This window comes from Paenibacillus sp. PK3_47 (assembly GCF_023520895.1).
In the GTDB taxonomy this organism is placed as follows: domain Bacteria; phylum Bacillota; class Bacilli; order Paenibacillales; family Paenibacillaceae; genus Paenibacillus_AQ.
Genome location: NZ_CP026029.1, coordinates 4798207 through 4823218 on the forward strand (window position 1 = coordinate 4798207; position 25012 = coordinate 4823218).

Annotated in this window: 24 protein-coding genes and 1 riboswitch; of the genes, 17 read left to right on the forward strand and 7 right to left on the reverse strand. The window is 51.5% G+C overall.

Annotated elements, in window-relative coordinates; translation table 11 throughout:
• Positions 1-62 precede the first annotated feature (62 nt).
• Together C2I18_RS20860 and C2I18_RS20865 are read right to left on the reverse strand one after the other, a co-directional pair.
• Entirely contained in the window at positions 63-1343 is a 1281-nt protein-coding gene (locus C2I18_RS20860; RefSeq protein WP_249897650.1) for a hemolysin family protein, read from the reverse strand.
• Positions 1344-1581: 238 nt separating this feature from the next.
• Complete coding sequence (locus C2I18_RS20865; protein WP_249897651.1) at positions 1582-2820, reverse strand: NAD(P)/FAD-dependent oxidoreductase; 1239 nt, start codon at positions 2818-2820, stop codon at positions 1582-1584.
• A 175-nt stretch (positions 2821-2995) separates the two neighbouring features.
• Between C2I18_RS20865 and C2I18_RS20870 the strand changes: the two genes are divergently transcribed.
• The 5 genes from C2I18_RS20870 to C2I18_RS20890 all read left to right on the forward strand — a co-directional run bounded on the left by C2I18_RS20870 (position 2996) and on the right by C2I18_RS20890 (position 6171).
• Complete coding sequence (locus C2I18_RS20870; protein WP_249897652.1) at positions 2996-3229, forward strand: hypothetical protein; 234 nt, start codon at positions 2996-2998, stop codon at positions 3227-3229.
• Positions 3230-3299: 70 nt separating this feature from the next.
• Positions 3300-3686, forward strand: a complete 387-nt coding sequence (locus tag C2I18_RS20875; RefSeq protein ID WP_249897653.1) for a spore coat protein — start codon at positions 3300-3302, stop codon at positions 3684-3686.
• Positions 3687-3979: 293 nt separating this feature from the next.
• Positions 3980-4480: an Lrp/AsnC family transcriptional regulator gene (locus C2I18_RS20880; RefSeq protein ID WP_249897654.1), complete on the forward strand. Its 501-nt coding sequence runs from the start codon at positions 3980-3982 to the stop codon at positions 4478-4480.
• A 13-nt stretch (positions 4481-4493) separates the two neighbouring features.
• A complete protein-coding gene (locus C2I18_RS20885; RefSeq protein ID WP_275100935.1) occupies positions 4494-5711 on the forward strand; it encodes an aminotransferase class I/II-fold pyridoxal phosphate-dependent enzyme in 1218 nt (405 codons plus the stop codon).
• 217 nt (positions 5712-5928) lie between these two features.
• The gene (locus C2I18_RS20890; protein ID WP_481857951.1) at positions 5929-6171 is read left to right on the forward strand and encodes an aspartyl-phosphate phosphatase Spo0E family protein; all 243 of its coding nucleotides are present in this window, start codon (positions 5929-5931) and stop codon (positions 6169-6171) included.
• Positions 6172-6249: 78 nt separating this feature from the next.
• Here C2I18_RS20890 and C2I18_RS20895 read toward each other — a convergent pair whose 3' ends face one another.
• Entirely contained in the window at positions 6250-6843 is a 594-nt protein-coding gene (locus C2I18_RS20895; protein ID WP_249897655.1) for a hypothetical protein, read from the reverse strand.
• A 127-nt stretch (positions 6844-6970) separates the two neighbouring features.
• On the opposite strand from C2I18_RS20895, the gene C2I18_RS20900 reads away from it, so the two are divergent.
• From C2I18_RS20900 to C2I18_RS20915, 4 genes are read left to right on the forward strand one after another with little or no spacing between them, the layout of a single operon-like run.
• A complete protein-coding gene (locus C2I18_RS20900; protein WP_249897656.1) occupies positions 6971-7534 on the forward strand; it encodes a cob(I)yrinic acid a,c-diamide adenosyltransferase in 564 nt (187 codons plus the stop codon).
• Position 7535: 1 nt separating this feature from the next.
• Positions 7536-8546 carry an RluA family pseudouridine synthase gene (locus C2I18_RS20905; protein ID WP_249897657.1) on the forward strand — a complete coding sequence of 337 codons (1011 nt, stop codon included), beginning with the start codon at positions 7536-7538 and terminating at the stop codon, positions 8544-8546.
• Positions 8547-8595: 49 nt separating this feature from the next.
• Positions 8596-8961, forward strand: a complete 366-nt coding sequence (locus tag C2I18_RS20910; RefSeq protein WP_249897658.1) for an arsenate reductase family protein — start codon at positions 8596-8598, stop codon at positions 8959-8961.
• A gap of 28 nt (positions 8962-8989) precedes the next feature.
• On the forward strand, positions 8990-9916 hold the full coding sequence (locus C2I18_RS20915; protein ID WP_249897659.1) for a 5'-3' exonuclease: 927 nt from the start codon (positions 8990-8992) through the stop codon (positions 9914-9916).
• 98 nt (positions 9917-10014) lie between these two features.
• Here the strand turns inward: C2I18_RS20915 and C2I18_RS20920 are convergent, their stop codons facing one another.
• Entirely contained in the window at positions 10015-10401 is a 387-nt protein-coding gene (locus C2I18_RS20920) for a peptide deformylase (protein ID WP_249897660.1), read from the reverse strand.
• 275 nt (positions 10402-10676) lie between these two features.
• Between C2I18_RS20920 and C2I18_RS20925 the strand changes: the two genes are divergently transcribed.
• Together C2I18_RS20925 and C2I18_RS20930 are read left to right on the forward strand one after the other, a co-directional pair.
• Positions 10677-12173 (forward strand): alpha-N-arabinofuranosidase, encoded by a 1497-nt coding sequence (locus C2I18_RS20925; protein ID WP_249897661.1) that lies wholly within the window; start codon positions 10677-10679, stop codon positions 12171-12173.
• A 14-nt stretch (positions 12174-12187) separates the two neighbouring features.
• The gene (locus tag C2I18_RS20930) at positions 12188-12463 is read left to right on the forward strand and encodes a DUF6171 family protein (protein WP_249897662.1); all 276 of its coding nucleotides are present in this window, start codon (positions 12188-12190) and stop codon (positions 12461-12463) included.
• A gap of 521 nt (positions 12464-12984) precedes the next feature.
• Here the strand turns inward: C2I18_RS20930 and C2I18_RS20935 are convergent.
• A complete protein-coding gene (locus C2I18_RS20935) occupies positions 12985-13914 on the reverse strand; it encodes an ArsR/SmtB family transcription factor (protein ID WP_249897663.1) in 930 nt (309 codons plus the stop codon).
• Between the two features lie 246 nt (positions 13915-14160).
• Between C2I18_RS20935 and C2I18_RS20940 the strand changes: the two genes are divergently transcribed.
• Together C2I18_RS20940 and C2I18_RS20945 are read left to right on the forward strand one after the other, a co-directional pair.
• Positions 14161-15042, forward strand: a complete 882-nt coding sequence (locus tag C2I18_RS20940) for an ROK family protein (RefSeq protein ID WP_275100936.1) — start codon at positions 14161-14163, stop codon at positions 15040-15042.
• Between the two features lie 240 nt (positions 15043-15282).
• The gene (locus tag C2I18_RS20945; protein ID WP_249897664.1) at positions 15283-16296 is read left to right on the forward strand and encodes an HRDC domain-containing protein; all 1014 of its coding nucleotides are present in this window, start codon (positions 15283-15285) and stop codon (positions 16294-16296) included.
• 126 nt (positions 16297-16422) lie between these two features.
• On the opposite strand, the gene corA is transcribed toward C2I18_RS20945, so the two are convergent.
• On the reverse strand, positions 16423-17358 hold the full coding sequence (corA, locus tag C2I18_RS20950; RefSeq protein ID WP_249897665.1) for a magnesium/cobalt transporter CorA: 936 nt from the start codon (positions 17356-17358) through the stop codon (positions 16423-16425).
• A gap of 424 nt (positions 17359-17782) precedes the next feature.
• Positions 17783-17913, forward strand: a riboswitch (SAM riboswitch).
• Positions 17914-18025: 112 nt separating this feature from the next.
• Here corA and metA point away from each other — a divergent pair.
• The 4 genes from metA to C2I18_RS20970 all read left to right on the forward strand — a co-directional run bounded on the left by metA (position 18026) and on the right by C2I18_RS20970 (position 24613).
• On the forward strand, positions 18026-18943 hold the full coding sequence (gene metA / locus C2I18_RS20955) for a homoserine O-acetyltransferase MetA (protein ID WP_249897666.1): 918 nt from the start codon (positions 18026-18028) through the stop codon (positions 18941-18943).
• A 104-nt stretch (positions 18944-19047) separates the two neighbouring features.
• The gene (locus tag C2I18_RS20960) at positions 19048-20229 is read left to right on the forward strand and encodes an aminotransferase class I/II-fold pyridoxal phosphate-dependent enzyme (protein WP_249897667.1); all 1182 of its coding nucleotides are present in this window, start codon (positions 19048-19050) and stop codon (positions 20227-20229) included.
• Between the two features lie 207 nt (positions 20230-20436).
• Complete coding sequence (gene mqnC, locus C2I18_RS20965) at positions 20437-21573, forward strand: cyclic dehypoxanthinyl futalosine synthase (RefSeq protein WP_249897668.1); 1137 nt, start codon at positions 20437-20439, stop codon at positions 21571-21573.
• A gap of 268 nt (positions 21574-21841) precedes the next feature.
• Entirely contained in the window at positions 21842-24613 is a 2772-nt protein-coding gene (locus C2I18_RS20970; RefSeq protein WP_249897669.1) for a bifunctional 2',3'-cyclic-nucleotide 2'-phosphodiesterase/3'-nucleotidase, read from the forward strand.
• A gap of 82 nt (positions 24614-24695) precedes the next feature.
• Here C2I18_RS20970 and C2I18_RS20975 read toward each other — a convergent pair whose 3' ends face one another.
• The gene (locus C2I18_RS20975; protein ID WP_249897670.1) at positions 24696-24878 is read right to left on the reverse strand and encodes a transcriptional regulator; all 183 of its coding nucleotides are present in this window, start codon (positions 24876-24878) and stop codon (positions 24696-24698) included.
• Positions 24879-25012: the final 134 nt, after the last annotated feature.

Below are 25012 nucleotides of genomic sequence, written 5' to 3' on the forward strand. Positions count from 1 at the left end.
CGCAGAAGACCCCGGGGGCTACTGCGCTTCTTTAGGCTTGCTTTTTGACTTACACTATCCCATTAACCTGCTGCCTCATTAAGCGTGACCCTGACCTTGCGGATCCGCCGCTGGCCTACCTCCTGCACCGCGAAGGTATATCTGCCATAGACAAATTCAGGTTTCTCCTGGGCGGTGGGAATCCGGCCGAGCTGGCCGATCACAAATCCGCTGATCGTATCGTATTCCTCCACGGGCAGCTGGGCCGCAAGCACCTGCTGTACCTCACGGAGATTCATAGTGCCGGTGAACAGGTAGGTCTGGTCATCCAGCCGTGTATATTCTTCATCCTGTTCATCGTATTCGTCATAAATATTGCCGACAATCTCTTCAAGCAGGTCCTCCATGGTCACGATCCCTGCCGTTCCGCCATATTCATCAACAACGACGGCGAAATGCACACGGTTCTGCTGAAGCTCCTCAAAAAGCTCATGCGTCTTTTTCGACGCAGGAACAAAATACGGGCTGCGGGCCAATTCTCTTACATTCCATGCCCCTCCGCTGCCCCCGTTCACAAACCGGATCAAATCCTTGGTGTGCAGAATGCCTACAATATTATCCATATGGTTCTCATACACCGGGAAGCGGCTGTAGCCTTCCTTTTCTGCGGCCCGGATCACTTTTTCAGCCGTATCCAGCACCGAAACCGCCACAATGTCGGTGCGGTGGGTCATAATATCAGACACCTGTTTGTTATCGAAGTCAAAAATATTGTTAATCATCAGCTTTTCGGCGGCCTGAATGGTCCCCATCTGGGTCCCGCTGTCGAGCATCATCCGGATTTCTTCTTCGGACACTTCTTCGTCGTTCTCATTCGGGTCCACTCCGAACAGCCGTACTAAAAGGTTGGTGGACGAGGTTAATAATTTCACAAATGGTGCCGCAACCTTTGACAGCAGATTGAGCGGTGATGCCACGAACATGGCGATCGCATCGGCTTTTTTCATGGCTACACGTTTGGGGACGAGTTCTCCCAGGACAAGGGTAACATAGGACAAAATCAAGGTAATGACTACCAATGAGATGGTGTTAAGAATGTTGACCGCGACCGGAACACCAAGCGATACTAGCAGGGCGGACAGATCACCGGCAAAATTCTCGGCTGCAAAGGCGCTGGCCATAAATCCCGCAAGGGTAATCCCGATCTGGATCGTTGCCAGAAAGCGGCTGGGCTCTTCAAGCAAACCCTGGAGCAGCTTGGCTTTTGGATTTCCTTCCTGGGCCATCAGTCGGATCTTATTGTCGTTCAGTGAGATCAGGGCCATTTCTGAAGCTGCAAAAAATGCATTCACTAATATTAACAATAAAACAACGGCTAATTCAATCAAATTGCAAGCACCTCCCGGTAATGTGGATGACAGCCTGACGGGTGTTATTCCATAGTATATAGTTACCCTGAAATTCAATTTAACTTTACCTTAACCTGTGAAAATAATCCTAATCCCGCACCAACCCTGCTCAGATCATGCAGTGCAGAAAGGGATGCCCAAGCCGCTAAGGCCTGAAGCATCCCTTCAATATTTCCTGTCCCTGAAGCGGCAGCTATGCCTCAACCGCCTGTGTCGGCACCTGCTTGGCACTCCGTGTCAGGGAGAACAGCTCCAGTTCAGGCCGCAGTTTACCCATAAGGGAGTCGGTGACCAGCTCAGCTGCGATCATACTGTATACCGTCCCGTTGCCGCCGTAGCCTTCAATGAAAAAGCAGTTCGGGTAATCGGGATGAGGTCCTATAAAGGGCAGTCCGTCCCGTGTTGTACCAAAGACTGCGCCCCAGGCATACTCCGCTTCCACCCCTTTAAGCTCCGGAAATAAAGCTTCGAGTTCCTCCAGCAGCCGCTGGCTCCGGGATAACACTCGGACCTCACGGCGCTGCGGATCCGTCAGCGGCTCATCTTTTCCACCGATAACAATCCGCTTGTCATGCGTAGTCCGCAGATATAAGTATGGCCGGGCAGTCTCCCAGATCAGGCTTTGTTCATGCCACTTGGGCATTTTCTTCAGGGGCCGGGTCATAATGGCATATGTATTAATCAGGTCAGCTCCCCGGTCCTTCTTCATCTCCTGGGTCTCATAGCCCATAGAGAAAATAACCTTTTTGGCAAATATACGTCCGCCTTCTGTATAGCAGATTACACCTTCATCTTCAAATTTAAAATGTACGGCTTTCGTGTGTTCATATACCCGTACGCCGACGGCATGTGCTTTATGAATCAGGCTGTGTACAGTCCGGAACGGGTTGGTTTCAGCATCTTCCCTGGAATAAATGGCCCCCGGTTTGGTAAAAGCATAATTAGCGCCGATCTTGTCTGCTTCCCAAAATTCTGAATCAAAACCGTGGGCAATTAAGGTGTGATGTTCTTTCCGTAAAGCAGGTACGTCCTCGGGACGGCTTGCATACAGGAGACTGGGCCGGGTCACAATGTGCGGATTAATATCCAGCTTGTCCTGCAGTTTGAGAATGTTACGGACAGCCCTCTGGCACATTCTGTAGAACAGTACTCCGTTTTGTTCACCATACGTATGGATACAGGAGGTAAGTGATTTATCGTTAGCCGTTTGCAGCAGACCGGTATTGGCATGGGAGCTTCCCCCGCCAACCGTTCTTTTATCAATCATTACGGTGTCCAATCCGCTGAGTGACAGCTTGTAAGCGGTCATGGCTCCGCCCATTCCGGCGCCGACGATCAGACATTCACACGATATATCCTCCTGCAGCACAGGGTAAGCCGGGATCTCCGGCAAGGTTGATTCCCAGGGCAGACGCCCGCTGTTTAAATCCATTGTGATCTCCCCTTAATGAGATTCCGGTAAGGTAGTATTGACTGTAATAATGACTCTCATGCGCGTTTGAAATCCAAGGTTGTAGGAATGCTTTCGTTTGTATTTGCACATAAAAGGCCAGGCTCCGCGGCATAATAAGACTGCTTGAACATCTAAAAGGAGGGACATTAAGAACATGCAATCCATACAAATGCAGCCGCTCACCGGCAAAGAGCTCCAATATATCGCTGATTCCATCTCCAATGAGGATTTGCTGATCAAGCAGCTGGCCGCAACCGCAGGATCTGCCCAGAGCCAGGCTGTTCAGCAGATCTGCATCCAGCAGATCCATAGCCATACTCATCATATGAGCGCATTAATCCAGCTGCTGCAGCAGCATCAGTCTTACGCTCCGACACAGCCGCAATAATAATATAACCAGCTGACTTTCGGAGATTTTCAGGAAGCCCGGCTTACAAAACTTTTAGGAGGTAATATAAGTGTACGCACAAAACGGATCAACCTTTATGGCAGATGAGGATATGCTGAAAACGGTGCTGACGGATCTAAGGCGGACAGTGCGTGAATATACAACTGCCGCCACTGAGTCAAATTGTCCGGTTGTACGCGCTACGTTTAATGAACTGACTATGGATACGCTGCGCCTTCAGGGGGAGCTGTATGGCCATATGAAACAGCTGAACATGTACTCTGCGCCAGGCAAGGCTCTCCGCCAGGATGTGGATAAGCAGATCCAGTCCGCACAGCAGGCAGAGCAAAAATGCCAGCAATTCGTACAGCAAAAAACAGGCGGTGCTGCTGCATATGCAAAAACCGGAAATGTTCCGCTGCATCAGCCGAATGTGCATAGTTCTTACTATATGTAACCCGGCTGCGTCTTAAATGAAGCACAGGGAGCATTTGGGTGGTTCAGTTTGATAATAAATGCATAGATATGGTCCGTTTCGGCTGCGCGAGCCCGCTGGAACGGGCTTTTTTGCTGTCATATGGAGTGTGAAAGCAGGCTTGCGGGAAATGGCATTCCTTTCAGGCCTCCGCTTTCCGGGGTGTTATTTTGTTTGCAGAGATGCTATTTTCATGTCATATTAGTATTAAACTCTTTTCACGGGTGATTACTGCTCCTAGGCAGGATCTGATGTGAACTATCCGGAGGGAAGGCATGAAGGAAATGAACGAATTGAAGAGGAAAGTGCTGGAACTGCTCAAGGAGGACGCGCGAAGCTCAACGGCGCTGATGGCCACTATGCTTGGGGCGGAAGAAGATGATATCAAAGCGGTAATCGAGCAAATGGAGAAGGATCATGTCATCGTAAAATATGCTACAGTCGTGAACTGGGACAAAGTGGATGACGAACGGGTCACCGCACTGATCGAGGTGCAGATTACGCCGGAGCGCGGACGCGGTTTTGAAGGCATAGCCGAGCGGATTTACCTGTATCCGCAGGTGAAGTCAGTCTACCTGATGTCAGGGGCCTATGATCTCCTTGTAGAGGTGGAAGGGCGCAATTTGCGTGAGGTCGCCAACTTTGTTTCCGAGAAGCTGTCGCCGATCGATTCCGTGCTTTCAACCAAAACCAATTTTACGCTTAAAAAATACAAACAGGACGGTATCATCTTTGAAGACCATGAAGAGGACAACCGTCTGATGATATCTCCGTAAAGGAAGTAATCATATGATCACGAACAAACACACACATAACGGGGATACAAGCAAGTCCATGAATTCATATCTGGCTCCGCTGGTGCAGCAGATTCAGCCTTCGGGGATCCGCAAGTTTTTTGATCTGGCTGCAGGCAGCAAGGATGTTATTTCGCTCGGGGTCGGCGAGCCGGACTTCAAGACACCATGGCACGTAAGAGAAGCCTGCGTGTATTCGCTGGAAAGAGGTTTTACAGGCTACACTTCGAACGCAGGGATGCCTGAGCTTCGGGAAGGCATCGCGGGCTATCTGCAAAGCCGGTTCGCGATCGAGTACAATCCTGCGAATCAGATTATCGCTACAGTGGGCGGCAGTGAGGCCATTGACCTTGCGCTTCGTGCATTAATCAGTCCCGGGGACGAGATTCTGATCCCGGAGCCGTGTTATATTTCATATTCGCCGATTACGGCCATTGGCGGGGGGATTCCGGTCGGTATTGAGACCTTCGGTGAGAACAATTTTAAGCTGACTGCCGAAGGGCTTGAAGCCAAAATTACACCGCGTTCCAAAATTCTGATTCTGTGCTATCCGAGCAATCCTACAGGTGCGATCATGAGCCGTGAGGACTGGGAGCCGATCGCCAAAGTGGTCGAGAAGCATGATCTCATCGTGATTTCCGATGAAATTTATGCCGAGCTGACCTATGGCAGCAATCATGTAAGCTTTGCATCCCTGCCCGGCATGATTGACCGGACCATTCTGGTCAGCGGCTTCTCCAAGGCGTTCGCCATGACAGGCTGGCGTATGGGCTATGCCTGCGGTCATCCGGATCTGATCTCGGCCATGCTGAAGATTCACCAGTACACTGTAATGTGTGCGCCTTCCATGGGCCAGGTGGCTGCTCTTGAGGCCTTGACCAACGGGATGGAAGAGAAGGACCGGATGACGGATTCCTATAACCAGCGCCGGCGCCTGATCGTCAAGGGACTGCGCGATGCAGGGCTTGACTGCCATGAACCGCAGGGTGCATTTTATGCATTTCCAAGCATCCGCCGTACAGGACTGACTTCTGACGAATTCGCCCAGCGGCTTCTGCTGGAGCATAAGGTTGCTGCCGTTCCGGGCAGTGTTTTCGGCTTGGGCGGAGAAGGCTATCTGCGCTGCTCGTATGCTACATCGGTAGCCCAGATTAATGAGGCGATTGAACGGATCGGGGCATTTGTCTCCCAGCTTGAACGTGAACGGTCTTAATTAGCTGTTAGAATAAAGAAGCAGTACTATAGCATATTATCCCGAATTATGGTATTATTTAACTCTAAGAACAAGAAAAACCTGTGATATCATCCTTGGACTTTTTATATCTGTAATCCGGTGTATACTACTTTACACTTGTGAGAAAATCAGGGTATCAATTTCTTTGGAGTTACAGTAATGCATTAAGACGTAAGGAGGGATGATTGTGCCCGGTATCGACTACTTCTTGCCTTCCTATGGGTGTGAATCTTATCCCGGAAGCGGGAACCAGCCTTTTAAGAGTGATGCTTCAATACGCAATATCTCTCTGGAAGATGAAATTGTGATCCTCCGCAGCCGGATGGAGCAAATGTTCCTGCAGGAGAATTCCTTCACCGCAGCTAACGTGATCGAAATCAGCAGTCTGCTTGATTTGAAGATCAATGAGTATATGAAGAAAAGCTCCCGCAAAGGATAATTTGCGGAAGCTTTATTGGAAAGGGCCTTAGGGCCCTTTTTTTGTGCGCAGGACGGCCCTTATCCGGCTGGACAAATATTATAAGGCGATAGAGATTGCAGCAACAAAGAGTAAAAAGACCACCGCATAATTTAAACGCCGCCTGGCCCAGCTGCTGGCAGTAACCGGACTGCTGCCCGTAAGGCTGCTGAAATCCACAATAGGATGCGGAGCGGCTTCGCTCAGTCTTTCTATATTTTGTTCGCTGTGTTTGAAGAGCAGGGAATGCAGCAGTGTGGCATCTTTGTAATAACCCGAAATGGTCAATACGGGCTGGTCCGGACTGTGTACAAGAAAAGCCCCGTTTATTTTTTCTGCATAAATCTGATTCACATCAAGCTCAAGGGTTCTAAGGATATTACGGTAGCGCATTTTGTCCTGATCCAGCTCCACGAAGGAATTGGTGACCAGAGCCGTATAGTAGAGGCTGACTGCTCCCAAAAGGCCCCCGACCGTCCACAGCATGATTGAAGAAAACCCGCTGCGGGAGTATCCCAGCATAATGAAGAATATGGACGTAGCTACTGTAATAACAGCAATAAAGTAATGCCACCTGGAAATACGGAACACAAGCGGATACAGCGGATCATCTGAACCGTCGGCTCCGTTAGCCGGATTCCCGGACTTTGTCATCGTAATTCCTCCTTGTGAACAGTTATATAGATTATTACCCAAATACCCATGATCTTCATTTGCCTTCCCGATATCGTAGCGATTAAACTATAATTATGGGATAGAGAGTGTTAGGGGGGAACAGCAGATGGCGATCTATACGCGTACAGGGGATACAGGAGAGACCTCGGTGATCGGAGGCCGGGTAGGCAAGGATGATGTCCGCGTCGAGGCTTACGGTACCATTGATGAGCTGAACAGCTATGTGGGACAGGCCCGCAGCCTCATGGAAGACGGGCGGTTCGCGGATGTGCGGGAGCAGCTGCTGGAGATTCAGCATGAGCTGTTTGACTGCGGTACCGATCTGGCTTTTGTGAAGCTGAGCGAGAGTAAATATCATGTAAAAAGCGAAATGGCCCAGCGTCTCGAAGGCTGGATTGACCAACTGCAGGCCGAAAACCCGCCGCTTGAGCGGTTCATTCTGCCGGGCGGCAGCCAGCTGGCCTCGGTGCTGCATATCTGCCGTACAGTATGCCGCAGAGCGGAACGGCGTGCCGTCACTTTGGGGCGGAGTGCGGATATTAATCCGGAGGCTGTGATTTATCTCAACCGGCTGTCCGACTATTTCTTTGCGCTGGCCCGCACAGCAAATACCCGGCTGGGCATTGCGGATATAGAATATGTGCGGGGCACAAAGGTGTTCAGAGACTGATATGACAAGCTACTATTCACCTATAACCTATCATGTGCCGCCGTCAGAAGACGGATGGGTGCTGAAGACCATCCTGCAGAAGCGGATGGATGTATCGCGCAAGCTGCTGTCCCGTCTCAAGCTGACCGAGCAGGGCATTATGCTGAACGGCGAACGGGTCTATATCAGTGTCCGGGTCAATGCCGGTGATACTGTGGAGATCCGCATGGAGCAGGAGACGTCGGAGGATATTCTGCCGCAGGATATCCCTTTTGATATCCTCTATGAGGATGAGCATCTGCTTGTCGTAAATAAAGCTGCGGGAATGATTGTGCATCCGACCCACGGGCATTATACGGAGACACTGGCGAACGGTGTTGTTCATTACTGGGCGGTCAGGGGAGAACAGTTCCGCTTCCGTCCTGTGCACCGGCTGGATCAGGAGACTTCAGGGGTTCTGGTTATCGCCAAGAACCCCTACAGCCATCAGCATATTTCGGAGCAGATGATTGCGGGAACCGTGGACAAGCGCTACGCTGCGTTTGTGCATGGCGTGCCTGCTGAGCCGAAGGGCGATATCGACGGCCCGATTGACCGCGACCCGGCAGAGCCGCACCGGCGGATTGTGACGCCGGACGGTTATCCCTCCCTGACCCGTTACGAGGTCAAGGAGGTATTCCCGGGCCGTGCAGCAGCCCGGGTGGAGCTGAAGCTGGAGAGCGGACGCACGCACCAGATCCGGGTGCATATGGGTTCGATCGGCTGCACGCTGATCGGCGACGGGATGTACCGCCATCCGCTGTACAGCAAAGCGGGGCAGTGCCTTGAAGCTGGCGGGGAGCTGCCGCCTGCGGAGCGGGAGGCACTTGCGCGCGTAGCAGAGCTTGATGCCGCCATTCCGCGCCAGGCGCTGCATGCCGTGCGTCTGTCCTTCAGGCATCCTATAGGCCTTAAAGAGCTCGTCTTTGAGGCCCCGCTGCCGCCGGACATGGCGCTGCTTGAAGAAAAGCTGCGGCGGGGAGCGGGAGCATAGTGAATAACCCGGCCGCAAGCAGATTTAATTTAAACCGGAGGAGCCAGTTATGAGTCAACTGAAAGTATACCAGTATCCGAAATGCGGCACCTGCCGCAGTGCAGTCAAATGGCTGAAGGAGCATGGACATGAGCTTACACTTCAGCATATTGCCGAGCAGCCGCCCACAGTAGAGGAGCTGCGTGAGCTGCTGGCGAACAGCGGTTTTGAACTGAAGAAGTTTTTTAATACAAGCGGTGAAGTCTATAAAGCACTGGGACTGAAGGACAAGCTGTCCGGCCTCAGCGACCAGGAGCAGCTGGAGCTGCTGGCCGGTAACGGCATGCTGATCAAACGCCCGATCGTGACTGACGGGAAGAAGGTTACCATAGGCTTCAAGGAAGAGCAGTACGGCGAAGCCTGGGGCAATGCCTGACAATATCGAATATAAGGAGAGGTTACACATGAGTTCAGAAACAAAGAGCCGGGTAATGATCGTCGATGGAATGGCTCTGCTGTTCCGGGCCTTTTATGCGACCTCTTATGGAGGATATATCCGCAAGACGAAGGCCGGGCTGCCGACCAATGCGGTGTACGGATTTTTGCAGTATTTTTTTGACGCGGTCAGCACATTTGAGCCTTCCCATGTGGTCTGCTGCTGGGATATGGGCAAAGGGACGTTCCGTACCGAGAAGTATGACGGCTACAAATCGAACCGGATTGAGGCGCCGCTGGAGCTGATTCCGCAGTTTGATCTGGTCAAAGAAGTTGTGGCTGAGCTGGGCGTCCCGAACATCGGGCTGGCAGGCTATGAGGCGGATGATTGCATCGGCACACTTGCGGCCTGCTACGGCGGAGAGTCCGAGGTCTATATTCTCACCGGTGATCATGATATGCTGCAGCTGGTCACGGATAACGTTAAGGTCGTCATTATGAAAAAAGGCCGCTCGAACTACAAAGTCTACGATCCGGCGGAGCTGCTTGAGGAAAAAGGGCTTACTCCTTCCCAGGTCATCGACCTCAAAGGATTTATGGGCGACACGAGCGACAATTATCCCGGCGTTAAGGGGATCGGAGAGAAAACAGCGTTGAAGCTGGTGACCGAATACGGCAACGTGGAAGGCGTTATTGAGAATCTGCACCTGCTGCCCAAGGGCGTAAGGGCCAAGATTGAAGCGGATCTTGATATGCTGCATCTGTCGCGTGAGCTGGCGGAAATCCGCTGCGACGTGCCGGTGGTCTGCACCCTGACGGAATGCCTGTGGGAGCTGCAGCGCGAGAATGCGGTACGCAAGTTCCAGGAGCTGGAGTTCGGCAGCCTGATCCATCTGGTCGGCCCGGTGGAGGACAAACGCGGTATTGTGCAGATTGAGCTGGGGGATTTGGGTTAAACGCATAGATACAAAAAAAGAGCGCTTTTGGACCGTTATCGGTCTAAAGGCGCTTTTTTGTACGTAGCAGATACTTTGGTTAGTCTCCGCTCAAGATTTTAAATAATAATTCCTTCGCAGTGATCGACCTCATGCTGGATGATCTGTGCAGTAAAGCCGGTAAAGACCTGCTTCTGCTGCTTGAAATTGCGGTCCAGGAACTCGATTTCGATCGACTGGTAACGTGCAGTATGCCTTACGCCTTCCAGTGAGAGGCAGCCTTCCTCTGTTTCATAAGGGCCGGTACGTTTGGTGATAACCGGATTGATCATGCCTATGTTAACAGGTCCGATGCTGAAGGCAATGATTCGTTTATTGACACCGATCATATTAGCCGCCATACCGACACAACGGTCCGCATTTGCCCGCAGCGTGTCCAGAAGGTCATCTAACACCTGGAGGTCTTCCCGGGTTGCCGGAGCGGATTTTTGGCTCAAAATGCTCATGTCTTTACAAATAGGTCTAATCATATGATTCTCCATGTCTGCTGTATTTGTTGTTAACTGCCACTGCTATAATATCATCCTGGTGTTCAACAGGACAATAAGCGGCTCCTCCAGAACATAAATAAGATGCGGATACCCACATTCCCAGGCCGGTGTAAGAGCTGCCAACCGTGCTTAATATAAAGATTGACGGGAGAAAGTTACAGTGTTTATAATGTTAATATGTAAGTTTAATAATTAATATTTATATTAACTAATGAGAGGTGGCTTTTTAAATGGCTCAGCGTGCAGTACTGAACGCAGACATCCACAAAGGCACTATTAACCGCAATATTTATGGACATTTTTCCGAGCATCTGGGACGCTGTATTTACGAAGGAATCTGGGTAGGCGAGGATTCACCGATTCCGAATACCAAGGGGATCCGCAACGATGTTGTGGAAGCGCTTAAAGAAATCAAGATACCGGTGCTTCGCTGGCCCGGCGGCTGTTTTGCCGATGAATATCACTGGAAGGACGGAATTGGTGCCCGCGAGGAACGCAAACGCATGATCAATACGCACTGGGGCGGTGCGGTAGAGAACAACCATTTTGGAACCCATGAGTTTATGGAGCTGTGCGCTATGCTGGAGTGCGAGCCTTACATCAACGGCAATGTGGGCAGCGGTACCGTACAGGAAATGTCGGAATGGGTGGAATACCTCACCTTTAACGGCGTATCTCCAATGGCAGAACTGCGGAAGGAGAACGGCCGGGAAGAGGCCTGGGCGGTAAAGTATTTTGGCGTGGGCAACGAGAACTGGGGCTGCGGCGGAAATATGCGTCCGGAATATTATGCGGATCTGTACCGCCGTTATCAGACTTATGTGCGCAATTACGGAGACAACCGGATTCACCGGATTGCCTGCGGGCCGAATGTTGATGACTACCATTGGATGGAAGTGCTGATGCGCGAAGCGGCGCGGTTCATGGATTCCATTACGCTGCATTATTACACGCTTCCAAGAGACAGCTGGGAGAACAAGGGGGCAGCTACAGGTTTTGAGACGGCCGAGTGGTTCTCTACGCTGGAGAAGGCACTGCGCATGGATGAACTGGTTACCCGCCACAGCGTCATTATGGATAAATATGATCCTGAGAAGCGGGTCGGCCTGATCGTTGATGAGTGGGGCACCTGGTATGATGTGGAGCCGGGCACCAATCCGGGCTTCCTGTATCAGCAGAACACGATCCGTGACGCGCTGGTTGCGGGGCTGACCCTGAACATTTTCCACAAGCACAGTGACCGTGTACGCATGGCCAATATCGCCCAGACGATTAACGTCCTGCAGGCAGTCATTCTTACCGAAGGGGAAAAGATGCTGCTGACGCCTACATATCATGTTTTCAACATGTATAAGGTGCATCAGGACGCCGAGCTTCTGGAGCTGTCCCTTACGTCCGGTTCCTACAGTTATGATGGCCGCGAAATCCCTGAGGTTTCGGCATCTGCTTCCGTGAATGCAGAAGGCGTCATCCATGTCAGCCTGTGCAACCTGAACCACGCTGCAGCAGCGGTGCTTCCGCTGGAGCTGCGCGGACTAGCCGGACAGCAGGCAGAGATTACAGGTACTACACTTGCCGGAGCAAGCATCGACGCCCACAACACCTTCAGCCAGCCTGAAGCAGTGGTTCCGCAGCCGTTTACTGCCTTTAAGCTGGAGGGAGACACCCTAAATGTGGAGCTGCCTCCGATGTCTGTAACCGTGCTGGAAATTACGCCTAAGGTCTAAGGCAGCGGTCTTATATGAGTATTACATCAACCTGCAAGGGATGCCGGGATGACTACAAGGTAACTGATGCACAGATCAGCCGGATCCTGGCCTCGCCGATGTTCAACCCCGGCAACACAGCGCCGGATGATGTATACGCTGCGCGCCTTGCACTGTGCGCCTCCTGCCCCAAGCTGCAGGATGGCGTGACCTGCATCGCCTGCGGCTGCATTATACCGGTTGTGGCGAAGCTCAAAGAACGGGGCTGCCCGCTGCCGGGGGGCGGATTATGGCAGCCGGTGGCTGAATAAAGAAAATAAGCATAACGAGAACAGCGGCAGTCACGGGAGAGATGTACCTCTTCCGGTGACTGCCGCTGTTTTGCCGTATGTTTATCTGTGCTGACGCTGGGCAATAGGGTTCGAACAACAAACTAATTTCAATTTGAGCAGGTGCACACTTCTAACGGACCCAGGATCCCCTATTTGCGCCAAATGTTCCACTTTAAAAAGCTAACGGACCTCAGATCTCTTATTTCCGCAATTTCACCCGAAAAGTGGCTGCCGGGGAGGAAATAAGGGACTTACGGTCCGTTAGCTTAGAAAAAGCCGCATAAATCACGGAATAGCGGATCTACTGTCCGTTAGCGTTACTAAGCAACCAAAGTGAAGCAGTAGCGCTATGCTGCAGCGGTAACCGGCCGCACCAGCATTATCATCACCCATGGCGCCGTCTCACCTCCGGCCGCACCAGCGCTATCATCACCGATCAAGCCGTCGTCACCATCACCTGCCACGCTTAATCCTGCTGCCTCGCTTACCCGTTCAGCGCCTTAGGGCGCTTCCGTAGGGTTGGCGGCGTCACTGTAAAATAGCTCGAATACAAGATCGTCGTTGTAATTGCCGAAGCCTTTGCCGAACAGCGTGAGCCCGCCGATATGCTCGGCGTCTTCTTCTACGGACAGACGGAAGGTCCACTGCTTGTCACGGATACCGACCTGCGTAAGCGTAACATCGGAGAGCTTGAGACCGTCCATGAACGTTCCCTTAGGCGTAACCCGCAGCTGCTTGAGCAGGCCGTACTGGTTAGTGTGCGCAGGCCACCAGCCGGGAGTGAATTTCCCGCGGCTGTCACCGTAATCCCCCGGACTGGTCCAGTAGCCGAGTTTTCTGCCGTTCAGCGTGAAGGTAATATCAGAGGGCCAGTTGTTATTGGTAGACGGTGCTTCGGAAGCAATTTCCATCGTGATGACCAGTTCCTCCGGCTGCTGGCTGGACAACAGAAAGTTGGGGATTTTGTACTCGACATAACCCTTGCCGAACCACAAAATGCCGGCTTTCATCCGCTCCTGGTCCCAGAAATAGCGCGGATCGTCAAAGCTGCCGATAATTTGTTCGGTGGTGGACAGCCCGCAGGTCGGTTCGATCTGAAAATCGGAATAATGGCCCACGGGAATTTCCTTGCGGTGGCCTTTGCGCTCCGTACTGGCATGAACCGGAAAAATAATTTCGGCTCCGTCTGTGGCCAGGGAGCAGATTTTTTGCAGACCGCTCCGGCCCGGGGCCATATGTGTGGTGATCAGTCCGGCCGCTTCCAGCTTCCGTACATGCATGGTCATGATTGCACTGCTCAGCTTAACCGCTCCTGCGAGCTCCTTAACGTTCATGGGCTGGTCAGCCAGCAGCCGCAGCATTTGCAGCCGTACAGCACTAGACAGCGCTTCGTATACAGGCAGAGATTCTTCAGTCAGGTCAAGTTTCATAATGGGCCTCCGGTTCATCTTTATATAGTTAATGATTATATTACTTGAATGACATTTTTACAAGTCAAATCAAGCGGTTGCAGGATCTTTTGAAGAGCAGCAGTGTTCTAAAACGATATATGTCAACCGCTTGTCATACCAGCTAACCCCACGTATAATGAGGAAAGAGAACGCTTTATTTACGGAATGATATCTTAAGTCAGCCAGCCGCCGGCTGGATAAACAGAGTGAAGGGAGACTGCTGCTGTGACATTGCTTGGAGCTATTGAAGCTGGGGGAACTAAATTTGTATGCGGAATCGGGAATGAGGAGGGTACGATTATTGACCGGGTAAGCTTCCCGACAACGACGCCTCAGGAGACTATGGGTCTGGTGCTGGATTATTTCTCGGATAAAAAGGTGGAGGCGATCGGGATCGGTTCATTTGGACCTATCGATCCGGTTATCGGCAGCCCGACTTACGGTTACATAACTACTACACCCAAGCCTCATTGGGGACAATTTAATCTGGTAGGTGCCGTGAAGGAACAATTCGGGGTGCCGATCGGTTTTGATACGGATGTTAACGGCGCGGCACTTGGCGAATATACCTGGGGCGCGGCGCAGGGACTGGACAGCTGCCTGTATATTACCGTCGGCACAGGCATCGGAGCGGGGGCGGTTGTCGGCGGCGAGCTGATTCACGGCCTGTCCCATCCTGAAATGGGACATATCCTGGTGCCGCGTCATCCGGAGGACAGCTTTGCCGGATTCTGCCCGTATCATGGGGACTGCCTGGAAGGCCTCGCAGCAGGTCCTGCAATCGGGCAGCGCTGGGGCAAGCCGGCAGGCGAGCTGCCTGCCGACCATCCTGCCTGGGCGATGGAGGCGCACTATCTGGCACATGCGCTGATGAATTATGTGCTGATCCTGTCGCCGCAGAAGATCGTAATGGGCGGCGGAGTAATGAAGCAGAGCCAGCTGTTCCCGCTGATCCAAGCCAAGCTGCAGGAGCTGCTGGGCGGTTATGTCCAGCATCCTGCGCTTAATGACGGGATCAGCAATTACGTGGTTCCGCCGCTGCTGGGAGACAATGCCGGATTGGCCGGTGCAGTCGGTCTGGCTAAGCTGGCACTGGAAAGAGCGTAGGACAAGTGAATCGCCAGGTTCATGTGCGTGCATCAAAAAGAGATTGACTGTTACGCAATATATGGTATTGTAGGAATTAACAGTATAGCATTATCAGAGGAAGCACCTCTTTCGCGTTTGACGTGAGAGAGGTGCTTTTTGTGCGTTCAGGGGTCTGTAATACAGCGGTACAACCAGCGCAGAAACTTCTGCCGCCGTTAGAATCATGCTTGCTGTAAGCCGAGGAAGGTAGGGATTTGTATGCAAATTGTATTTATGAACCGCTTGTCCAGAATTTCAGGTGCCGATCAGGAGAAGTTTGCCCAGCTGTGGATTGGCGAGGATGAAGGAGTCTGGCGTTTGGGCTGGCGCAATTTTTCCGGGGACCAGGATTCAGATGACAGCATCTGGTATGAAGGCGGCTCGTGGAATGAAATGCTGTGTGTTTACAGGCATGAGCTGGCAGTGAAGATGGGAGAGGGCTACCGTCCGCTGATCGACGGCGTGTTTCATGAGGAGGAGGGTCCGGCGGGGCGCAGCCAGGATCATCTTAAGCTGCAGTTTTACAGCGAACTGCACAGCAATGAAGCCGTCTATGAGGAGCTGTGTGCCTGGCGCAGAGGCAAAGCCTCAAGTGAACGCAGGGCGCCATACATACTCGCCAGCAACCGGCTGCTGCGGATGTTAAGCAGCTTTCTCCCGCATACGCCGGAAGAGCTGCTGCAGATCCCCGGTGTTGGCGAAGGCAAGGCTGCGCAGTTTGGAGCGGAATGGCTGGACATTACAGCGGCTGCCGGGCGCGAGCATCAATTCCCGCTGAATTGGGTTCCGGAGAACATTGACGAAGAAGGCTTTACCTCCTGGCTCTACAAACAAAAGGAGATCAAATATAAGAAGCAGCTGGAACGCCTGCGCCTGCGCCGGATTTTGCTCCAGGGCATCGAAAGCGGACAAGGGATCGAGGAGCTGAAAGCCGCAAGCGGTGTGAGCCGGCGGGAAGTGCTGGAGGCTGTAGAAGAGCTGGAGAAGGACGGCTATTCCGTGGAAAGGCTGATTGAGCATGAACTTAAGGAGGTCCCTGCCAGTGAGCAGAGCTCTGTGATGACAGCTTATCAGCTGCTGGGGGATACGTATCTGAAGCCGGTGCTGCATAAAGCTTACGGGGAGGATTTCACGCCTGCTGAAGGGGTGGATCTGTACTATGAACGCCTGCGGCTGATCCGCATCCGATTCCGCAGGGAGCAGGAGGTCAAGGCAAACTTGGCGATAAGCTAGAACAGCACTCTTTTATATACCTGCTCCATTGAAGTAAAGCGCACCAGCTGCTGCAAAATAAAAGGCGAAGGCTGCCGTACCAACGGTACCGGTTACCTTCGCCTCAGCGTATTCGTACGTTACTGCTCATAGCCAATCCTTTTTACGGAAAATATACAGCATGCCGCAGCCGAGTGTCACCATCACGGCAATGACCCCGTAGTATCCGTACTGGGAATGCGTCTCGGGAATATTGTCAAAGTTCATACCATAAATCCCGGTGATTACGGTCAATGGCATGAATATCGTTGTAATTGCGGTAAACACTCTCATGATTTCATTGGCACGGTTCGCGATACTGGATTGATAAGCTTCACGCAAGTTGCCCATGAGATCGCGGTAGGTTTCGAAGGTTTCAGAAATTTTGACCGCATTTTCATAAATGTCGCTAAAATATTTCTGCAGCTGGTCGTCGATCAGGCGGAGGTCTTTTTTGTTTAGGGTGTTGATAACCTCTTTTTGCGGTCCCAGCATTTTCTTGAGCCACAAAATTTCACTCCGGAGACCGATGATTTCGCTAAGATGAGATTTCTTGGTGTGCATCAGAATATCTTCTTCCAGCTTTTCGATCCGGACCTCAATCCGGTCGCCTACGGAGAAGTAATTGTCTACAACAAGGTCGATGAGATGGTACAGGAACCGGTCGGGTTCACTGACCTCCTGTTCCCACAGAATGGGCTTGAGGACCCGCAGCTCGTGGATCTTTTGCTTCGTCACCGTAATAATGAAATGTCTGCCCAGAAATACGTTAAGCGCACGCAGGAAAATCTCCTCGTCATCAAAACGGATACTGTTAACTACAATAAAATAATGGCTCTCATAAATTTCAATCTTCGGGCGCTGTTCCTCATCGCTGAGGCAATCCTCAACGGCGAGATCATGCAGGCCGTAAAGCGGCTGCAGCAGTTCCAAATCCTCTACATCGGCATCAATCCAGTAGAAGCCCTCTGCAGGGGCAGTCAATGTTGCTTCAATATTATCTACAGGCGTAAATACACCTGCGTTAACCAGCCGGATTTTCATCTGATTCACTCCTTCTGTCCCCGGTCTTATCCGGGGTTATGCTAATTTTCAGCACAGAGAAACAATCAGCTTGGCCGGTGGTACAATCAATCAATAAAGGCCAAATGACGGTCCGAGGGCATGAAGAAGAAATGCACCCGCCGCCGGCAAGCTGATGTTAATCCTGTGTGGTTGCTCACTCTGCACGCTTAAATGCGCACCCGGGTCGCCTTCCATTCTTCTCTCACCTCTTCTTTTCGTCATATAGGGTATGAAACACTTGTCTAGTATAACGCCGGGGTATGCCTCTTTCAAGCTAAATTCTTTTCAATTTGAGGCTACTTTAGCATTGTATGACTTGACGAAAAGGAGGTTCATGATTTAAAGTGAATTTTAAGAAAAACATCTGCAGATGTTTGTGATGAATCTAATTGAATACAGCTAAATCTTATCAAGAGCAGGTGGAGGGACTAGCCCAATGAAACCCGGCAACCGGCGTGTATACGCACGGTGCTAATTCTTGCGGAAGCTATGCACGGGAAGGAATCCGGGCAGAAGCTCTCTGGCAGATGAGAGAGGCGCATATGACACCAGCTATATGACCTTTCTCGACCGAGAAGGGTCTTTTTTGATGTATTTTTAGTAATAACCCGTTTGGGCACATTTCAAAATAGGAGTGGATACAGCAATGCCGATTAAAATTCCCGACAGTCTGCCGGCCAAAGAGGTTTTGTCCGGAGAAAATATATTTGTAATGGATGAAAGCCAGGCTTTCCATCAGGATATCCGCCCTCTGCGGATTGCAATACTGAATTTGATGCCGACAAAAGAAACGACCGAGACGCAGCTGCTGCGCCTGATCGGGAATTCTCCGCTGCAGGTGGATGTTACGCTGCTTCATCCCAGCTCCCATACCTCCAAGAACACTTCGCCGGAGCATCTGAAGAGCTTTTACAAAACCTTCGATGAAATCAGCCACCGCCGTCTGGACGGCCTGATTGTCACCGGCGCTCCCGTAGAGCAGCTGGAGTTCGAGGATGTGAACTACTGGGAAGAGCTGAAGGTTATTTTTGAATGGAGCAAACACCATGTAACTTCGACCATGCATATCTGTTGGGCGGCCCAGGCGGGACTTTATCATCATTTTGGTGTGCGCAAGGTGAGTCTGCCGGAGAAATGCTTCGGTGTCTTCCCTCACACGGTCAACCAGGATAACGTTAAGCTGCTGCGCGGCTTTGATGAAGTGTTCCATGTTCCGCATTCCCGTCATACCGACGTTTCACGCGAAGATATTGAAGCCTGTCCGGACCTGCAGATTCTGGCTGAATCCGAAGAAGCGGGAGTGTACCTCGTTTCCGCTTATGACGGGAAGCAGATTTTTGTTACCGGACATTCCGAATATGATCCGTTCTCGCTGAAATGGGAGTATGACCGTGATGTGGCCAAGGGGATGGACATTGCGCTGCCGAAGCATTACTATCCAAAGGATGATCCGCAGCGTACACCGCCTGCAGTCTGGCGCGCCCATGCGAACCTGTTGTTCGCTAACTGGCTCAATTACTATGTCTATCAGGAGACGCCCTACGATATCGGACCGGTCATTTAAGGATCTGCCCCGGTATGCATTTCAATAAAGCGCCGATTTCTATATTTTTATAATCTATATATAGAAGCAACAGTTATACTTCACACCACTTTAGGAGGCTTATCATGGACGAGAAACTGAGGATTGAAAGCAGACTTGCGCAAATTGGCTCACAGGAAGATCCCGCAACAGGGGCAATCAATTACCCGATTTATAACGCAACGGCATTCCGCCACCCGCGGCTTGGACAAAGTACGGGTTTTGACTACATCCGGACCAAAAATCCGACACGCTCTGTCCTTGAAGAGGCTGCGGCTGAGCTGGAAGCCGGCGATGCGGGATTTGCCTGCAGCTCCGGGATGGCCGCACTGACTACAGTTTTCGCCCTGTTCGGGCAAGGTGACCACCTTGTGGTATCTCTTGATTTGTACGGCGGAACTTACCGTCTGCTTGAGCGGATTCTGTCCAGATACGGCATCAGCGCCTCCTATGTGGATACGAATGATCTGGACGGGCTGGAGGCAGCCCGCCGTCCGGAGACCAAGGCAGTATTTATTGAAACGCCGACCAATCCGCTGATGATGATTACGGATATTGCGGCAGTGTGTACATGGGCAGGCCGCCACGGGCTGCTCACGATCGTTGACAATACGCTGCTCACCCCGTTCTTCCAGCGTCCGCTGGAGCTCGGTGCAGATATCGTTGTCCACAGTGCCACCAAATATCTTGGCGGACACAATGATGTGCTGGCAGGCCTGATTGTTACCAAAGGCGCGGAGCTGTCTGCGGAAATGGCAATTCTGCATAACTCGATGGGTGCGGTGCTTGCGCCGAATGACAGCTATCAGCTGATGAAGGGCATGAAGACACTGGCACTGCGTATGGAGCGGCATGAGAGCAATGCACTGGCCATTGCCCGTCATCTGCTGGAGCACCAGGCGATTGCGGAAGTGTTCCATCCGGGCCTGCCGGACCATCCGGGTTACGAGATCCAGAACCGCCAGTCTTCTGGCAACACCGGAATCTTCTCGTTCAAGGTAAAAGACGCCAGATACGTGGAGCCGCTGCTCCGCCATATCCGTCTGATTGCCTTCGCCGAAAGCCTCGGCGGTGTCGAATCACTGATGACCTACCCGGCTGTACAGACCCATGCCGACATTCCGGCAGAAATCCGCGATGCGGTCGGGGTGGATGACCGGCTGCTGCGTTTCTCCGTCGGCATTGAGCATGTGAATGATCTGATTGCCGATCTGGACCAGGCGCTGGAGGCAGCGCGAAGTGAGCTGGAGGAAGGCAGGACTGTATAAGCGAGCCGCAATATCAGCAAGCAATAAGGCAGACAAACAGCAGCGCCACCTTTGGCGCTGCTGTTTTTTACATTTTAAAAAGGATAACGAAGTAAAGGTTTCTCAAGCCGCTCTGATTATGATACGATGAAGGAACGGGTTTAGTGATTTTTTATACAATTTTAATATTTCCATATACTGTATGGGCTTAAAGGGAGGCTGCAAACGATGAGTGCAGTAGATCTTATTTTGGATAAAGCTTTAAAGGGCGAACGTCTTGGGCTGGAGGACACGATCACGTTGTTTGAGAGCAACGAAATTGAAAAGATGGGTGCTGCCGCAGATATTATCATGAAACGCTGGCATCCCGATCCGGTAACTACATTTGTAATCGGCCGCAATATTAACTATACCAATGTATGCGATGTGTACTGCCGCTTCTGCGCGTTCTACCGCAGACCAGGCTCAGAGGAAGGCTATGTGCTTCCGGATGAAACCATTTATCAAAAAATAGCCGAGACAATTGCCGTAAACGGAACAGAGATCCTGATGCAGGGCGGAACGAATCCGAACCTGCCGTTCAGCTATTATACGGATTTGCTGCGCGGCATCAAACAGCGGTTCCCTGAGATTACAATGCACTCCTTCTCTCCGGCGGAGATTATGAAGATGAAGGAAGTCTCCGGCCTGCCCCTTGAGCAGGTAGTGCGCGAGATTCATGCTGCAGGCCTGGATTCCCTGCCCGGCGGCGGCGCCGAAATCCTGGATGACCGCACCCGCCGCAAGATCAGCCGGCTCAAAGGCTCCTGGACCGACTGGATGGAGGTTATGCAGACAGCACATAAAGTAGGTATGAACACAACAGCTACGATGGTTATCGGCCTTGGCGAGAGCATGGAGGAGCGGGCCCTGCATTTGCTGCGGGTACGTGAAGCACAGGATCAGTGCATCGCCAATAAATATGATTCCGAAGGTTTCCTGGCGTTCATCTCCTGGACCTTCCAGCCCGACAACACCAACCTCAAGCTGGACAGACAGACACCGGAAGAATACCTCAAGACAGTAGCGATCAGCCGTCTGGTGCTGGACAATATCAAGAACTTCCAGTCTTCCTGGGTGACTATGGGCCCTGAGGTAGGCAAGCTGTCCCTGCAGTACGGCTGCAACGACTTCGGCAGCACGATGATTGAAGAAAACGTGGTATCATCAGCCGGGGCGACGTACAAGGTTAACATTGAGTCGATCACCCAGCTGATCCGTGAAGCCGGCAAAATTCCGGCACAGCGCAATACCCGTTATGATATTCTGCGGACGTTTGAAGATGCGAGTGTGAAGATTGACAACGATTTTGTAATGCAGAACTAGTCAGTTGTTTTTACCAAAAATAATGTGAAGTTACATAGCGCCTGTACGTAAAGCTTCTTAACCGGATGCTTCGCGGCAGGCGCTATTTTTGTAAATAAATGGTTTTTTATTGAGGCAGTATGACTAAAATTGCGCTGAAAAAGTGTTGCTTCACACAAAATATGACTCTATGTAAAGCTGGTAGCAGCGATTTGCTAGATTCATATGTCGGGTTATGTTACACTCTTAATCGGTTGCTACAAAGAGAAACTGGGAGGATAAAGAAAATATGGGTAACGTAAAGCGCAAGAAGCCTTTTGCAGCAGTGCTTGCAACTTCCGTGCTGACAGCACAGGTGTTTGGCGGAGCGTTTGCAGGTACGGTCCTGGGAGCTGGCACAGCAGAAGCTGCCGGTGCACCTGCCGGTGCAGATTCCAAGGTTACAGTTGATCTTCGTGTCATGAGTACTACGGATGTGCACACGAATGTGTACGGCTGGGATTATTTCAAGAATGCAGCATCTGCGTCAGTGGGCCTGAGCCGCACGGCTACATTGGTCAAAACAGCCAGATCACAAAATCCGAACAACCTGCTGCTCGATAACGGCGATTTGATTCAGGGAACCCCGCTGGGTACATACTTGGCGAACAAGTCCGACATGATGTCTAACGGCAACCGTATTCACCCGCTTATCGCGGCTATGAATGCCATGGGTTATGATGCAGCCACCTTCGGTAATCACGAATTTAACTACGGGCTTGACTATCTGGACCGTACGATCAACGGAAGTAAAGAACATAAAGAGAGCACAGATGCTGATTTCGATTACGTAGGTGCGAATATTTATAATGTTTCTGACGGTAAAAACACTTTTGAACCTTACGAAATTATCAATAAAGAAGTTACCGGCTCCGACGGTGAGACCTATACTATCAAAGTGGGTCTGCTCGGTCTCGTCACTCCGCAAATTATGGAATGGGACAAGGTGAACCTGGAGGGTAAGGTCAGAACTGAAGATATTACTGAAACTGCAGAAAAATTTGTTCCTCTGATGGAAGCCGAGGGTGCTGATGTGATCATCGCAATGGCGCACACCGGTTTTGATGCGACAGCGGTCAAAGGGTCAGGGGCAGAAAATGATATCAATAACCTGAGCAAGGTAGAGGGCATCGATGCAATTACATTCTCCCATACGCACAAGGTGTTCCCTGCCAAGGATAATGCTGCACTCGATACGATCTTTAAGGATCCTGCGACCAAGCTGCCTTACAACACCGCTGAGGCTAAAGTCGACAACGTAAAGGGCCAGATTAACGGCACCCCGGCAGTTCAAGCGGGATACGGCGGCGGAAACCTGGGGCTGATTGATCTGAAAATCGTTCCTGACGGTAACGGCGGCTGGGAAGTGGATAAAGCCAACTCCATCTCTGCCAACCGTTCCATTGCGGGCGTAGCAGGGGATCAGGAGATTGAAGCGCTGGCCGGACCGGATCATCAGGCTACTATTGAGTATGTGAATCAGCCTCTGGGTGTAACCACTGCGCCAATGAACAGCTTCTTCGCTCTGGTGCAGGATGATCCTACGGTACAGATCGTAACCGCTGCCCAGCAGCAGTTTGTGTCCAGACTGATTCAATCAGATGCCGCACTGGCTCCTTACAAAGGCCTGCCGGTTCTCAGTGTGGGTGCGCCATTCAAGGCGGGCCGCAACGGTCCTGAGGAGTATACCGAAATTAAGCAGGGCAATCTGACAATCGCCAGCGCAAGTGACCTCTACCTGTACGACAATACGCTGAAAGCGATTGTGGTTAAGGGCTCTACGGTAAAAGAATGGATTGAGATGAGCGCAGGGATGTTCAACCGGATCGATCCGGAGGTTCCTGCAGCGCAGCCGCTGCTTAACCCGGCTTTCTCCGTGTTCAATTTCGATATCATTGACGGTGTGGAATACAAAATTGATGTGACCAAAAATGCGAAATACAAGCCGGATGGAACCATGAACGACGCTTCCTCCAGCCGTGTTACCGGGATTACCTACAACGGAAGTCCGCTTGATCTGAACCAGGACTTTGTCGTAGTTACGAACAACTACCGCGCCAGCGGCGGCGGTAACTTCCCGGGTGTCAAGGGTGCCCAGATGATTATTGACTCCCAGATGGAGAACCGCCAGGTGCTGATGGATTACATCAGCGAAGCGGGAACAGTAGATCCTTCTGCTGACAACAACTGGTCGATTGCTCCGGTCAGGGGGAATGTGAATGTAACATTTACTTCTTCGCCTAAAGCAGCGGATGTGCTGCCGGCTCATATTACGGATACCAAGGCCAAGGATATCAACGGATTCCAGATTTACAGTCTGAACCTGAATCCCCCTGCCGATCCTCCGTCTTCCGGCGGAAATCCGGCGCCTGCAGCAACACCGGTGCCGACAGCAAGTCCTGTACCAACCGCTACACCGGCTCCAACCGCTACACCTGCACCAACGGCGACACCGGCTCCAAGTGCAGCACCTGTATTTGCAGACCTGTCTAAAGTTGCATGGGCCCAGGATGCTATTCATGCCCTGGCTGCCCAAGGGATTGTGAACGGTCTTGACGACAACAGCTTTGCACCGGTTAAGAGTGTAACCCGCGCAGAATTTGTTACCATGCTCGTCCGTGCGCTGAAGCTTAACGATTCCGCTTCAACCACGGCGTTTGGCGATGTGAAACAAGGCGTATGGTACTCCGGTCCAATCGCAGCCGCGGTTAATGCCGGACTGGTACAGGGCACCGGGAACGGTAAATTTGAGCCAGGCCGTGAAATTACCCGCGAAGAAATGGCAATCATGATTGTAAATGCATATGGAGACCAGCTGCCTTCTGTTGATAAGACAGCTGCGCTGCAGAATTTTGCCGACCGGTCTGAAATTGCTTCATATGCCCAGGATGCTATTGCCCGGCTGACTGAGACTGGCATTGTTAACGGTGTCGGGGGCGGCAAGTTTGCTCCGAAAGACATTGCAAACCGTGCCCAGGCAGCGGTAATCATCTACCGTGTGCTGGAGAATACTGCTTCCTGATATCTTTTTCAGCTGCATCATAGAGAAAGGCCCATGCTGCCAACCGCATGGGCCTTCTTTGTGTTCCGGACTATAGTGCAGGCTACTTAACGGCGGCTTCCCATTTGCAGCGGACCGGGGAAACAATAGCGTTCTCCTTCTTGAGTTCCGTGAAGGCTTTATCGACCGCTTTACGTTCCAGACCGGAGAGCTTTTCGACTTCACCTGCGCTGAGCGGACTTGCTGAAGCTTTGATAATCTCTAATACCTGATCTTTAACACTCATTGTTTCACTTCCCTTTATCGTATTGGGACTGCTTAATCCTTTAATCAGTTTAGTAGTATAAGAGATTGCCGGGGGAAATGCAGTGATATTTGTGGATTTACAGGAGTATCCAAAAGTGATATCATAATCATATC

Bases quoted from the DNA above. Each gene is read 5' to 3' on its own strand.
- C2I18_RS20865 (WP_249897651.1), bottom strand. From the start codon at position 2,820: ATGGATTTAAACAGCGGGCGTCTGCCCTGGGAATCAACCTTGCCGGAG.
- C2I18_RS20870 (WP_249897652.1), top strand. From the start codon at position 2,996: ATGCAATCCATACAAATGCAGCCGCTCACCGGCAAAGAGCTCCAATAT.
- C2I18_RS20880 (WP_249897654.1), top strand. From the start codon at position 3,980: ATGAAGGAAATGAACGAATTGAAGAGGAAAGTGCTGGAACTGCTCAAG.
- C2I18_RS20885 (WP_275100935.1), top strand. From the start codon at position 4,494: ATGATCACGAACAAACACACACATAACGGGGATACAAGCAAGTCCATG.
- C2I18_RS20895 (WP_249897655.1), bottom strand. From the start codon at position 6,843: ATGACAAAGTCCGGGAATCCGGCTAACGGAGCCGACGGTTCAGATGAT.
- C2I18_RS20900 (WP_249897656.1), top strand. From the start codon at position 6,971: ATGGCGATCTATACGCGTACAGGGGATACAGGAGAGACCTCGGTGATC.
- C2I18_RS20905 (WP_249897657.1), top strand. From the start codon at position 7,536: ATGACAAGCTACTATTCACCTATAACCTATCATGTGCCGCCGTCAGAA.
- C2I18_RS20910 (WP_249897658.1), top strand. From the start codon at position 8,596: ATGAGTCAACTGAAAGTATACCAGTATCCGAAATGCGGCACCTGCCGC.
- C2I18_RS20915 (WP_249897659.1), top strand. From the start codon at position 8,990: ATGAGTTCAGAAACAAAGAGCCGGGTAATGATCGTCGATGGAATGGCT.
- C2I18_RS20920 (WP_249897660.1), bottom strand. From the start codon at position 10,401: ATGAGCATTTTGAGCCAAAAATCCGCTCCGGCAACCCGGGAAGACCTC.
- C2I18_RS20925 (WP_249897661.1), top strand. From the start codon at position 10,677: ATGGCTCAGCGTGCAGTACTGAACGCAGACATCCACAAAGGCACTATT.
- C2I18_RS20930 (WP_249897662.1), top strand. From the start codon at position 12,188: ATGAGTATTACATCAACCTGCAAGGGATGCCGGGATGACTACAAGGTA.
- C2I18_RS20935 (WP_249897663.1), bottom strand. From the start codon at position 13,914: ATGAAACTTGACCTGACTGAAGAATCTCTGCCTGTATACGAAGCGCTG.
- C2I18_RS20945 (WP_249897664.1), top strand. From the start codon at position 15,283: ATGCAAATTGTATTTATGAACCGCTTGTCCAGAATTTCAGGTGCCGAT.
- corA (WP_249897665.1), bottom strand. From the start codon at position 17,358: ATGAAAATCCGGCTGGTTAACGCAGGTGTATTTACGCCTGTAGATAAT.
- metA (WP_249897666.1), top strand. From the start codon at position 18,026: ATGCCGATTAAAATTCCCGACAGTCTGCCGGCCAAAGAGGTTTTGTCC.
- C2I18_RS20960 (WP_249897667.1), top strand. From the start codon at position 19,048: ATGGACGAGAAACTGAGGATTGAAAGCAGACTTGCGCAAATTGGCTCA.
- mqnC (WP_249897668.1), top strand. From the start codon at position 20,437: ATGAGTGCAGTAGATCTTATTTTGGATAAAGCTTTAAAGGGCGAACGT.
- C2I18_RS20970 (WP_249897669.1), top strand. From the start codon at position 21,842: ATGGGTAACGTAAAGCGCAAGAAGCCTTTTGCAGCAGTGCTTGCAACT.
- C2I18_RS20975 (WP_249897670.1), bottom strand. From the start codon at position 24,878: ATGAGTGTTAAAGATCAGGTATTAGAGATTATCAAAGCTTCAGCAAGT.